Here is a 12,317-nt window from a genome sequence, read left to right as displayed (position 1 = left end):
TTTCTCTCGTTGCCAAGCCTCCGCTTGGCAACGCTTCCCGAATCACCGGTCTCTAAGCCAAAATCCCCTTCACGACGTTCCCATGCACGTCCGTTAAGCGGTAGTATCGGCCCTGGAACTTGTACGTCAGCCGAGTGTGGTCGATTCCCAGGCAGTGCAACATCGTGGCGTGAAGGTCATGTACATGCACCGGGTCACGGACGATGTTGTAGCTGAAGTCATCCGTCTCGCCCCACGTCGTGCCCGGCTTGATGCCTCCCCCCGCCAGCCAAACGGTGAAACAGCGAGGATGATGGTCGCGGCCGTAATCCTCGGCTGTGAGCGTTCCCTGACAATAGGTCGTCCGCCCAAATTCGCCGCCCCAGATCACCAGAGTCTCGTCGAGCATGCCGCGCTGTTCGAGATCTCGAATCAACGCAGATGATGCTTGATCGGTGTCGCGGCACTGGCCGGCGATCGCCTTTGGCAGATTGCCGTGCTGATCCCAGCCACGATGAAACAGTTGAATGAATCGCACCCCACGCTCTGCCAGTCGTCGGGCGAGCAGGCAATTGTACGCATACGTTCCAGGCTTGCGGGCATCTTCCCCATAGAGCTCAAAGCTATGATCCGGCTCGCTCGCCATGTCAGTCAGCTCCGGAACCGACGTCTGCATGCGAAATGCCATCTCGTACTGCGTCATTCGTGTGGCGATTTCCGGATCGTGGTACTCGTCCAACTTCTGAGCATTCAATTTGGCCAGATCATCGAGCACTCGTCGCCGCGTCCGAACATCCATCCCTTCGGGGTTGGACAAGTACAAGACAGGATCACCGACGGAACGAAATTTCGTTCCCTGGTACTTTGAAGGCAAGAAGCCAGAACCCCACAGCCGGTCATAGAGCGGTTGATCATTGGGATTGCCGGTGCCGATCGAGACCATCGCCACGAACGCGGGCAGGTCTTCGGTGTCCGATCCCAGGCCATACGAAATCCAACTGCCCATGCTGGGCCGCCCCGCCAATTGGTTGCCCGTTTGAAAAAACGTCACCGCCGGATCGTGGTTAATGGCCTCGGTATGCATCGAACGGACGAACGCCAATTTGTCGGCGATGCCTGCCGTGTGAGGCAGCAGTTCGCTCACCCAGGCACCCGACTGACCGCGTTGTGCGAATTGGAACTTCGTCGGCGCCACGGGAAAGCTTGCCTGTCGGGACGTCATCCCCGTCAGCCGCTGGCCCTGACGAATTGACTCGGGCAATTCTGTGCCGCGCATTGCCGCAAGCCCCGGTTTCCAATCGAACAAATCCATCTGCGACGGGGCCCCCGACTGAAACAGGTAGATCACCCGCTTTGCCTTCGGAGCAAAGTGAGGCCCCGCATGTGAGAGTTCGGATGCGGTCTTCACGTTTCCGCTCGGGTCGGCAAACAGTGCGCGATTGGTCAAAGAGGCGAGTGCCACGGAACCCAACCCCAGCGATGAATCCAGAAACGAACGGCGACCCATTCGAGTCAGCGGCAGACCTGTGACATCGTCAATTGCGGTCAGCGGAGTTGAGTCGCTCGTGACACATGATTGACTGCTTAAAGGGCCCTCTGACCAGAGACTTTCATGAACTGCCATCTCGTGCCTCGTACTGATTGTTCACCAACCCAGGATTCAAACCCGCTCGGCCATCAACCGCTACTCGCGTGTCACCGTTTCATCAAGATTCAAGATCAGCCCCGCGACTGTCGTACATGCGGCCAGCTCCGCGACATCAAGATGCGGGGCTCGAACCGATTCACCTTGTTTCGTGAGCGTCTCGGCATCGCTCAAATGCATTCGAAAGTGAGCCAGATGATCGGCGTACCCGGCACTCAAGACCGCCAGTTCCACGGGATGCACGGTTCGCCCCAGCACTCTCAGGAATGCACGATCGATTCGCTGTGACGGCGTGGCATCGGCCTCCCTCATCATCGCCTCGCCAAGAACGCGCGCGGCTTCGACATATGTAACGTCGTTCATTAAGTTGAGTGCCTGCAGTGGCGTGTTGGTTCGCGTCTCTTTGACAATACACGTTTCGCGTCCACCCGCATCGAACGTCACCATTGATGGCGGTGCCACCGTCCGTTTCCAATAGGTATAAAGTCCTCGCCGATACAAGCTGGCCCCGTGATCCTGTTCATAGTCGATCCCCGCCAGATCCTTCCACAGACCATCCGGCTGATAGGGCCTGACCGACGGACCACCAAGCTGTTCAACAAGCAACCCGCTCGCCGCCAGCGCTTGATCGCGCACCATTTCTGCCGACAGTCGGAACCGCGGACCTCGTGCCAGCCAGCGATTCTCTGGATCGCGCTGCTGCAATTCGTCAGATGTTCGAGACGACTGCTGATAGGTCGCGCTCGACGTCACCTGCCGTAACAGCCGTTTCGTATCCCATTGAGAAGACGACGCTGGAACACCCTGAAACTCGATCGCCAACCAGTCCAGCAGTTCGGGGTGACTGGGCCATTCTCCCTGTTGTCCGAAATCATCCACGGTTTTGACCAGACCAATCCCAAACAACATCTGCCAGCAGCGGTTCACGGCCACGCGCGCGGTCAAAGGATGAGCGGGGTTCACCAGCCATCGGGCGAGCCCCAGTCGGTTCCGCGGCGCATCGTGTGCCAGCGGCATCACACTCGCCGGGACATCCGCGCCGACTCGTTCACCTGGCTTATCGTACTCACCCCGCAGCAACACATGCGTGTCACGCGGTTGCGGCATTTCACACATGACCATCGTTGTGGGCAACCCGTCAACGAACCGTGATCGCTCGTCCCGCAGTCGTAGTTGCTCTGTCCACGCGGTACGGATTGTTTCATCCGCCGCTTGCTGGACAAAGAACAGTCGCAATGCCGCCGTTTGAGCGGCCGTGCGATCCCCTTTGGGCGTCGCCGCAATTGCCGACAGGGGCTTATTTACGGCAAGAATCGCGGCCTCGTCCGCGGACAGCACTCGATCGAAAATGCGCACTTCGTCGATCAGACCATGGAACCTTCCGTCTGGCCCATTCCCGCCGCCGATGCGAAGCGGCCCCTTGTTGTCGAACGACTGATTCAGTTCATCCAATAATGTCACGGACCGCCAGGGTAGCCCATCGACGAAAATCTGAATTCCCGCCGTTTCGCGGCTGCCATCGTATGTCACGGAAATCTGTCGCCAGCGTCCCGGCTCGATCGAATCGACGGTCTCGATACGGCACGCGTCGTCCAGCCATCGTTTCGTCAAATGCACCTGAACCTTGCCCTGTTCGAGCACGACGCACCAGCCATCGCCGTGCATCGCATCCGTCATCCGGGAAATTACGGTTCCGCCTCGATCTCCTTCAGGGCGAATCCAGGCGGAAATTGAAAAGGGATCAAAGAATCCAAAATTCGCCACGTCACCCACTGCCGCGTGATGCTGGTCATCAACCTGAAGTGCCATGCCCTGCCCAGCGGAAACAAACAGCGGATCTCCGGCGTCTTTGCTCGACAGTACCAGACTCGGAGAGATCACGGGCGACGTTCTCAATTGACCCAAATAGCCGACGGGACGCCCGTTCGCCGATGGCAACGAGACCACCGTACTACTATTGCCATCCAGAGGAAAATGCAGAATCAATCCATGGCGCACGGCCGCAGCCGCGGGCACATCAGGGACTTGCTGCCGCTCCCATTTCTCTTGCGTCGATGCGACGTCCGATTGCAACGCCGCCCACGTTGCCTGCGCGGCGGACAAGCGACGATCGATTTGGGCCAAGTCGCGCTGCTGGGATTGGGTCGGCGAAGTCAGGAACGGAGGCGAGTTGCCATACTTCACAGCCCGCCCCTTCTCGGGGACGTTGTTGAAGAAAGCGAACATCTGATAGAAGTCGGACTGGGGCAACGGATCATACTTATGGTTGTGGCATCTCGCACACATCAACGTCAGACCGAGCCACACCGTGGCTGTCGTCTCAACGCGATCGACCACATACTCGACCGCGTACTCTTCGGGGATAATCCCCCCTTCCGCGTTCCCGCGATGATTTCGATTGAAGCCCGTGGCAATCTGCTGTTCGAGCGTCGGATCGGGCAACAAATCCCCCGCGAGTTGTTGGACGGTGAACTGATCAAACGCCATGTTTGCGTTGTAGGCGTCAATCACCCAGTCGCGCCATCGCCACATCGTGCGTTCGCCGTCACTTTGGTAGCCACTGGTGTCTGCATAGCGTGCCGCATTCGCCCAGCGCACGGCCATCCGTTCGCCGTAGCGCGGTGATGCCAGCAGACGATCCAGCTGACGCTCCCAGGCATCAGGCGATTCGTCTCGCAGGAAATCGGCCATGTCGTCTGGCGAAGGAGGCAGTCCGGTCAGATCGAGCGTCGCGCGACGCAGCAAGGTTGTTCGTTCTGCCATTCGGGACGGCGGGATTCCCTCTTGTTCCAATCGAGCGGCCACGAACAGATCAATCGGGCCGCGCGCCCACTCACTTCGTTTCACACGCGGCAATTCTGCTCGTACGGGCCTGACGAAGGACCAATGCAAATCCCACTTCGCACCTTGAGCGACCCATCGTCGCAGAAGTGCTTGCTGCCGCGAGGAAAGTGTTCGCCCCGAATCGGGCGGTGGCATCTGCAGGTCGGCGTCGGTCGATTCGACCCGCCGAACCAGTTCGCTCTGCTCCGCATGTTCGGGCACGATGGCACGCCGACCGTCACCCAAATCCGCAGTCGCCCCGGCGTGCGTATCGAGCCTCAGATCGCCCTTGCGCTGTGCCGCATCGGGGCCATGACAGTGAAAGCAAACATCCGAAAGAATCGGCCGAACATCACGATTGAATTCGACTCGCTCGGGCAACGGTTCATCGGCCTGCGCGAAACGGTTTCCATCGGCGACGACACCGAACCCGAACAGGGCAATTGCCCACGAGGCATTCACCCACCATCCGCGACACCGATATCGGAACGACACGCGAACCTCCTTCAATCGAGCATCAACAAACAACCTCGCGAAGAATCTGGCTCTGTGAAGACATGACCTCGTGTCGCCGCCTGATGAAACTCTCCGGATGGATTCCATCGAATCGTCATCGGGCGACGGACCTCATCAAACAGACGACTTGGCAGTCTGACAACTTTGTGCGGCCAGACGTGCCACCGTTGAGGGCTGAATTGTGCCCACCAGATCCGTCACCGATTCGCAGCCTTCTTCCTCAAGAATCGAAGCCAATTGAGTCACCAGCGTGGTCGCCAACGTCGGATTGTAAAAATTTGCGGTGCCGATTTGGACCGCCGATGCACCGCAGATTAAGAACTCCATCACGTCGTCGATCGATTGAATTCCACCAACCCCGATGATTGGCGTCTTCACTGCTTGAGCCACCTGCCAGACGATCCGCAGCGCGAGCGGCTTAATCGCCGGGCCACTCAGACCACCAATCCCGTTCCCCAGTACCGGCTGACGCTTGCGCCAATTGACGACCAGCCCCTGAAACGTGTTGACCAGCGACAGCGCATCGGCCCCGGCATCGCTCGCCGCACGTGCGATCTCGACAACGCTGGTCACATTGGGAGTCAGCTTCGCGATGATCGGCAGGTCACACGCTGCGCGCACGGCCGCAACGACTTCCGCCGTCATTTTCGGATTCGTCCCATAGTCGACGCCACCACTGACATTCGGACACGAGATATTCAGCTCGAGCCCCGCAAGCCCCGGATACTCGCTTAGCTTTTGTGCCATCTGAACGAACTCGGCCGTGTTCTTCCCGGCAATGTTGGCAATCACCGCCGTCCCCAACCCCAGCAGCGCGGTGAGATGCTTGGCGATGAATGCGTCCAAACCATCGTTATCAAGTCCGATGGAATTGAGCAGCCCCGAGGGTGTTTCCACTGTCCGTGGTGGTGGGTTACCAGGACGCGGCAGCGGAGTGACGGTCTTGGGAATGAGTGCCCCAAGCTGAGAAAACTCGGCATACGCCGTCATCTCACGGGCATATCCAAATGTCCCCGAGGCGACGAGGATCGGATTCTTCAAACGCAGACGATTGAGCTGAACTTCCAAACAAGGCACGACGAGGTACTCACTTCAGCGACGCCTGGCGAAAGAGCACCATTCAGCCCCCATGGCCGCGCGCAACAATTCCCACCACCGTCATGCAAATATGGTATCCACAGACAACCCCTCACGACAATGAGCCCCTGCTCCCCCCTTGCATTCTCTGTGTCTCCGTGCCTCCGTGTCTCCCCCCTACCAATGCGCACACGAAGTACGCGAAACGTACAGGTGGGCTCAGCGGGGGCGAGGGAGATACAGAGGCACGGAGACACAGAGAAAGAGAAGAAGTCTCTGATTCAAAACAAGACGGGGGCAGTATCCGGACGGCCGATGGGGCGTCGACAGAAACTGCTCACCGGATCGTCTCGCTTGTGGGCTGATCGAGAATGGGCGCGACAAGACGTCGCTTACGCGCCGAATGACAGCCCGAATTGAATGGTAAAGCAAAAGGACAATGCCCCTGCCTTAAGATCTCCGACAGGTAACTCCACCTGTAGACCTTTCACGGAATGCATGTGCATAGATCCGCTGTACGAAGCCGTGCTTCGACGGGACAAACCAGTTCGCGCAGCGCTGCCACGAGGTCTCGCCGATCTCTGACCGACGACTCAGCGCATCGAATCAGATCACGCCGCCGTGTGTACGATAAGGCGTCGCCACGTCAGGCATATCCAGACCCCAGATCCGTTCCCAGATTTCGGGAATATGTCGGTAACCTTCCGACACATAGATCAGTTGCCGAGCGCGAATATCGGGCGAGGATGAATAGATCGGGACGATACAACCGACCTGCCCCAAGCTACCTGCCAACAGAAACAGGGCAATATACAACCGATTCCGCATGATGGCCTCCGTGCCCGCCGCCCGCAGGCGGTCTCGTTCGCTCGCATTCGACACGACATCCTGTCGTTCGAAGTTTCGACTCCGACTTCACCCAACCAGCAGAGCTGCCACTGGTTGGATCATATGAGGAACTTGAAAACTGACCAACTCCGATTCGCTTGATCGGCTGATCCATGACGATTACGCCACAAATCAGGTCTCGCCAAATCTCGAACCTTTAGCTCTCAAGTGATCTGCTCTGTTGTTTCATGTTGCGGTGGCTGTGCGGGCTGAACTTCAACTTGCTGTTGCGCATGTTGCTGAGATGCCGCCTTGGCTGCCGCTTCCATTTCCAACTGACGAACCTTCTCTTCCATTTCCTTGCCCGGCTTGAACGTCACCACGAATTTTTCGGGGACAAAAACTTTGTCACCCGTACGTGGATTACGTGCTTTCCGTGCCGCTCGCTTCTTAACTTCAAACACCCCGAAATTGCGTAGTTCAATCCGACCGTCCTCAACCAACGTTTTCACGATGGCGTCGAACGTCTTCTGAACGATCTCTTTGGTCTTGAGCTGTGTCATCCCAAGCGCTTCGGAAATCTCTTTGACGATTTCTTTTTTGGTCACAACCTGAGTCTCCCGTAGAATGCCGACACCGTGGGGCCGGACGGAATTCGATGGTGTAGATGAGACTCAACTGTATTCCCAAAAAAGACTTAATGTCAAGTCGCCGACTGCATTAGGATTCAAATCCGCGGGAAAACTGTCCTCGGCACGCCGACGCGCAATATTCCCTTGCTTACATTATCGGCGCCAGACATCCGGAACTTTTGGAAAAATCTGCACAACCGGTAAAGTTCCTCATCTGTACGTTTTTCGAGGATTGCCCAGCCCAACAGGTCCGAGCGGCAAAGTCGGCCATGAACTGGCGTTTCGGGAAACCGTCGGGTATCTTCACGACATCGAATCCCGTCGGTCGTGAAATCCCAGTTCCTTCGTGAAGACTCATCAGAGAGGCGGCACGAAACCATGCTGATTCAAAAGCCCCAGGCGATTTCCGGTGTGAGCCCCAACCACGAGACCGTGGTTGAAGAGGTCTACCCCTCGATCGCGGCAACGTCTGCCGGCGACTTTATCCATCGGTTGCTCGATTGCATTCCCACCAAAGTCTGGGGAATGAAAATCTCGAACCTGCTGTTTGGACTGCTCGTCGCGCCCCTCGCCGCCACTGTTTACTTGTGGATGAAGGTTTTTGGCTCACGATACGTACTGACAAACCGAGTCATCAAACGCGTCAACTCATTGGGATTTCGTCTGTTAGAGTCGGCCACACTGCCAGAGATTACACTCGCCAGCGTTGATCCCGATTCGCGACTCTCGTTCTACCAGACAGGCGATATTCGTCTGACGGGCGCGGCCGGACAAACCCTGATGCTGCTTCGCGGAATCCCTCGTCCTGACCGGTTTTGTCAGGTCATCCAGGAATCTGTTGACGCAAAACGTCAAGTTGCGTCAGCACTTACGCAAATTAAAGCACGGCACTGACAGCAACGCAGGACGTCTCGGCGGCACCAGTGTCGATGACCCCAGCCTCAAGGACTGGGATGAGACATTCGCAATGGAAAATCGTCCTACGCCGCGCGGCGAAGCTCGAACCCGGTGCTTTCCGCCACTTGCCACCAGCGGCGACCTGCTTCATCCCACGGCAATTGCGCGACAGACGGACGCGGCCAATGTACAAATGGCGTGGTATCAAATGCCGTCATCACATACGGCGCACGGGCGCGACTCGCGATTTCCTGAGCCAGAATCGGGGCGAGCGCCAACTTCGTAGGCCATCCCGTCGTGACATTTCCCGCACATAACACCTGAATACTCTCCAGCCCTGCGCCACTCGCCATGGCTCCCTCGGCATGATCGACGGCATAGGTTGACCATTCCGCATGTCGTAAGCCTACGCCGGGCAGGGCGATCGAGAGTTCAGACCGTGCTCGTTCCGTCAATGTTTTTTCGTCGATTCGTATGCTTTCCTCGGCGAACTCCCCCCCCACCTGCCAGACCATGCGTCCCTGCTGATCCTTTTCAGAAGTAATCGTGACGCGAGGTTTCGTGCCATCCAGACAGTGTCCATTCAATTCCGGAAGGTCGCCGCGAACAAGTACCATCCGCAATGGACGCCGCGGCATCAAATCGGCACTGAGACCGGCATGTTTGCGAAGTTGTGAGTTCCCCGCCCCCGCTGTGAAAATCACCTGTCGTGGCTTCAATTCGAGCGTCGATTGATCGGCGGGAGAAGTGAGCCGTACGGCGGCCACTTCTCCGGGACTCTCGAGTTCAAATTCCATGCCCGCCTTGGCGTCAATCTTCAGGATGCGATCTCGATACTGATTCGCCAGATCCTGAATAAAACTTCGGGGTGCAATGACCTGCTCGGGCGTCCGAGCAACGACACCAAACACGCCACTCAAGACAGCCGGGCGTTCGTGCATCGAGACCGTTTCGGGCTTCGGCAGCATGGCGTAACGCGGCCCCATCGCTCCCGCTCGCGCGACAAGCGTGTCCGCGTGCCATTGCAAACAGAACCCTGATCGCAACTGTGTGTGCGACAAATTGGGCGTGCTGCGTCCTAGCAGGGAATCTCGCCAGACGAGCGACATTTCACGAACAGTCTTCGCAGACTGCGTGAGCAACCCGGTCAGGGTGTATTTCATGCCGCTATGAATGATCCCCTGCGAGGCGATCGTCTGACCAGCCCCCAGCGCGTGTGCCTCGAGCAACAACACATGATGCCCGTCGCGTGACAGCCGATCCAATAGCCAAAGGCCGGCCGCACCACCACCGAAAATCAATGCATCCAAACGCATCACAGATTCCCATCTTCCTTGAGGGGGCTGCGTGTAGTTCGAGAACGAACAGCCGATTGAAACCTCGGGACTGACTGACCCAATACTTCCATCAGGAATGGCGAAGCCAAACTCGATCAGGATAAGACGTGATCAGTGCCCGGCCATTGTGGGGATGCGAGACTGATCCCTTCGACTTCAACTGTCTGCTAAGCTCGACCCATCAACCTGCTTCGACTGGCGATCATCACCAGCGAAACCAGAGACCGCGCGGAAAAAGGCCCGCGAATCATCGGGCAAGGTTAGTCCAAATTGGCATTTCCCGGAAGACGGATCGCGCCACCTGTCTGCAGACCTCGCTAAAAGGCCTGTTGAAATCACGGCGACTGGCTCCAATAAGAGTCGAAAACGCCATCACATCCTGAACGCCCCCGGTACCTGCCCCCCTCATATTTCAACAAGCTTTGAACCATTGCCGCTCGCCAGAGTTCGATCGGTCTTGAACACCGACCGCAATGATCCAAATTGCAATCTCGCGGAAAATCCAGCGACCGCGCGAACGCGTTCATCATGAACCTAGAGTGATGGCCTTCGCCCCCGCTCGTAAATCAGACGTCTGCCGTGTCTGGTTCTTTCTGCCGATGTTTACCCCCATCATCAATGAGGCTTCTGAAAATCTTTAAGAAACTGAAGAATCAATCAACAAAACAGATTGACACGTTTTTGGCTTGCCGATACATCTCGCCCGCCTTTCTCCAAATCCAAAAAACAATTCGATTTCACGGTCGACCACCGACGGGGACTAACGTTTCGAGCCCGCACTTTTCGTGCAAACTCGTGCGTTTCATTCTCGCCCGTGATCGGCAACCCGACCACGAACAATCGTTCGTTGTCACCTGTCCGTTGGCATCTCCCAAAATCAATTCGTTCGCCATAAACGCAGTCACTGCGCGGTTACGTTTCGTACTCACGCTTACGGTGCGTTCATATCCCCTTGCCCGGTTCCTCCCAGAATCACGGTGCCCGTATGTCATTTGCTTATCCAGACGTCATTCCGTTCCCACAGCGTGCTGCCGCAAGCCAAGCCACCACGGCAAGCGAACCAGCTCCCTCAATCCTGGTTGTGTCCCACGATCCCGAGTCCGCTCGACGATTGTGTGAGAGTGGACAAGCCCTGGGAATGGTTTGCCGAACGGTTTCCACCGTCGAAGCCGCCCTGCAGTCACTTCACACACAATCGGCCGACATCTGTCTGGTCGACGTGTTGGCAGCCGGTGAAACGGCCGCGGGATTGACGAATCAAATTCAGCAAAAGAGCTGGTCGACACAGGTCATCTGTGTTGTTCCAGAAGCCTCTGAGAACAGCCCACAGCTCTTCTCGAGTGCCTCGGGCGTCGAGCATCTGACCGAACCCTACACGGCTTCGACCTTCGCACGCGTGCTGTCCGGAGCCAGCCAACGGTCACGATTGCATGCGGAAAACCGCCGCCTGAAACGACAACTCAGTAATCGCAATCTTCGCGATATGGTCGGACACAGCCCCGCCATGCAGACCTTGCGTCAGCAAGTTCAACAGGTCTCGGAACAATCGGGCTGCGTTCTGCTGAAAGGTGAACAAGGCACGGGCATCGATCTGGTCGCCCAGGCCATTCACGACTCCAGCCGACGTGCTCATCGACCATTTGTCAAAATCGATTGCAGTGTCTTGTCCGCCGAAACGCTCGAAGAAGAGCTGTTTGGCCAGATGGAACAGGAGCAAGGCGGAATGAGCCGCCACAAACCAGGCCGCCTCGAACAAGCGGACGGCGGAACGCTGCTGCTGGATCAAGTCCAGTTCATCGCGTTGCCCGTTCAGAAGCGACTGGTCAACCTGCTTCGCGAACAACGCTTCGAACATCCCGAAACGCACGAACGCGTCCGCTTCGACGTTCGCTTTGTCTTCGGATCGCATGTCGATCTCGGCTCATTGGTCGACCGCGGGCTATTCCGCCGCGACCTGCACGAAGAAGTTTGTCAGGTCTCGATCGACTTGCCCACGCTCCGTGCCCGCAAGGAAGACATCGGTTCCTTGACCGAACATTTCCTGCGACGTGTCGCCGGTCGCGAAGGCAAACCACCACGCTCAATCATGATCGATGCATTGCATGTCCTGCAAAGCTACGACTGGCCAGGCAACGTCCGCGAGCTCGAAAATATGATCGAGCGAGCGTGTGCTCTCGACTGGGGCACAAAGCTGACCGGCTCCATGATCGAACCATGGATGTCGAAAGAAAGCGCCAATGAAGACGCCGACGCCCTCCCCGGCATGACGCTCGCCGAAATGGAACGCAAGCTGATCGAAGCGACCTTCAACCGCTTCGCCGGCAACCGTGAAAAGACGGCCAAGGCCCTGCAAATCGGAATCCGTACACTCTCGGGTAAACTCCGCGAATACGGCTATCCTCCCCGCGGCGGACCAGGCTCGAACATCAAGGCCTGGTCACCCACGGAACAACCAACGATTGCGTTGCACGTGGATGACGTCGATCAAGCCGAACGTCGCGCCGCCTGACCTGGCATCGTCGCTGTCGACAATCGCTCACTCGTTTGACCGAGTGGCACGCGATCCGAGTTCGACCGGCGCCA

8 protein-coding genes are annotated in these 12,317 nt (G+C 57.4%); 2 read left to right on the top strand and 6 right to left on the bottom strand.

Annotated features, from left to right (window positions below; all coding sequences use genetic code 11):
* Positions 1-52: 52 nt before the first annotated feature.
* The 5 genes from OSO_RS0134665 to OSO_RS46315 form a co-directional block, all read right to left on the bottom strand.
* On the bottom strand, positions 53-1,603 hold the full coding sequence (locus OSO_RS0134665) for a DUF1501 domain-containing protein (RefSeq protein ID WP_010587427.1): 1,551 nt from the start codon (positions 1,601-1,603) through the stop codon (positions 53-55).
* Positions 1,604-1,663: 60 nt separating this feature from the next.
* Entirely contained in the window at positions 1,664-4,942 is a 3,279-nt protein-coding gene (locus OSO_RS0134660) for a DUF1553 domain-containing protein (RefSeq protein WP_010587426.1), read from the bottom strand.
* Between the two features lie 135 nt (positions 4,943-5,077).
* Complete coding sequence (locus OSO_RS0134650) at positions 5,078-6,040, bottom strand: dihydroorotate dehydrogenase (RefSeq protein ID WP_010587425.1); 963 nt, start codon at positions 6,038-6,040, stop codon at positions 5,078-5,080.
* A 606-nt stretch (positions 6,041-6,646) separates the two neighbouring features.
* Positions 6,647-6,868 carry a hypothetical protein gene (locus OSO_RS0134640; RefSeq protein ID WP_029247786.1) on the bottom strand — a complete coding sequence of 74 codons (222 nt, stop codon included), beginning with the start codon at positions 6,866-6,868 and terminating at the stop codon, positions 6,647-6,649.
* Positions 6,869-7,092: 224 nt separating this feature from the next.
* The gene (locus OSO_RS46315; protein WP_010587423.1) at positions 7,093-7,476 is read right to left on the bottom strand and encodes an HU family DNA-binding protein; all 384 of its coding nucleotides are present in this window, start codon (positions 7,474-7,476) and stop codon (positions 7,093-7,095) included.
* A gap of 402 nt (positions 7,477-7,878) precedes the next feature.
* Here OSO_RS46315 and OSO_RS0134625 point away from each other — a divergent pair, with 402 nt between their 5' ends.
* Positions 7,879-8,394, top strand: a complete 516-nt coding sequence (locus tag OSO_RS0134625) for a hypothetical protein (protein WP_010587422.1) — start codon at positions 7,879-7,881, stop codon at positions 8,392-8,394.
* An 86-nt stretch (positions 8,395-8,480) separates the two neighbouring features.
* Here the strand turns inward: OSO_RS0134625 and OSO_RS0134620 are convergent, their stop codons facing one another.
* Entirely contained in the window at positions 8,481-9,713 is a 1,233-nt protein-coding gene (locus tag OSO_RS0134620) for an FAD-dependent oxidoreductase (protein ID WP_010587421.1), read from the bottom strand.
* A gap of 1,006 nt (positions 9,714-10,719) precedes the next feature.
* On the opposite strand from OSO_RS0134620, the gene OSO_RS0134605 reads away from it, so the two are divergent.
* Positions 10,720-12,243: a sigma-54-dependent transcriptional regulator gene (locus OSO_RS0134605; protein WP_010587420.1), complete on the top strand. Its 1,524-nt coding sequence runs from the start codon at positions 10,720-10,722 to the stop codon at positions 12,241-12,243.
* Positions 12,244-12,317: the final 74 nt, after the last annotated feature.

This window comes from Schlesneria paludicola DSM 18645 (assembly GCF_000255655.1).
GTDB classification, from domain to species: Bacteria; Planctomycetota; Planctomycetia; order Planctomycetales; family Planctomycetaceae; genus Schlesneria; species Schlesneria paludicola.
Note: the sequence above shows the minus strand (reverse complement) of the source record. Positions and strands in the feature narration are given on the sequence as shown.

Coding starts and splice junctions, on each gene's coding strand:
- OSO_RS0134665 (WP_010587427.1), bottom strand. CDS start 1,603: ATGGCAGTTCATGAAAGTCTCTGGTCAGAGGGCCCTTTAAGCAGTCAA.
- OSO_RS0134605 (WP_010587420.1), top strand. CDS start 10,720: ATGTCATTTGCTTATCCAGACGTCATTCCGTTCCCACAGCGTGCTGCC.
- OSO_RS0134640 (WP_029247786.1), bottom strand. CDS start 6,868: ATGCGGAATCGGTTGTATATTGCCCTGTTTCTGTTGGCAGGTAGCTTG.
- OSO_RS0134620 (WP_010587421.1), bottom strand. CDS start 9,713: ATGCGTTTGGATGCATTGATTTTCGGTGGTGGTGCGGCCGGCCTTTGG.
- OSO_RS0134625 (WP_010587422.1), top strand. CDS start 7,879: ATGCTGATTCAAAAGCCCCAGGCGATTTCCGGTGTGAGCCCCAACCAC.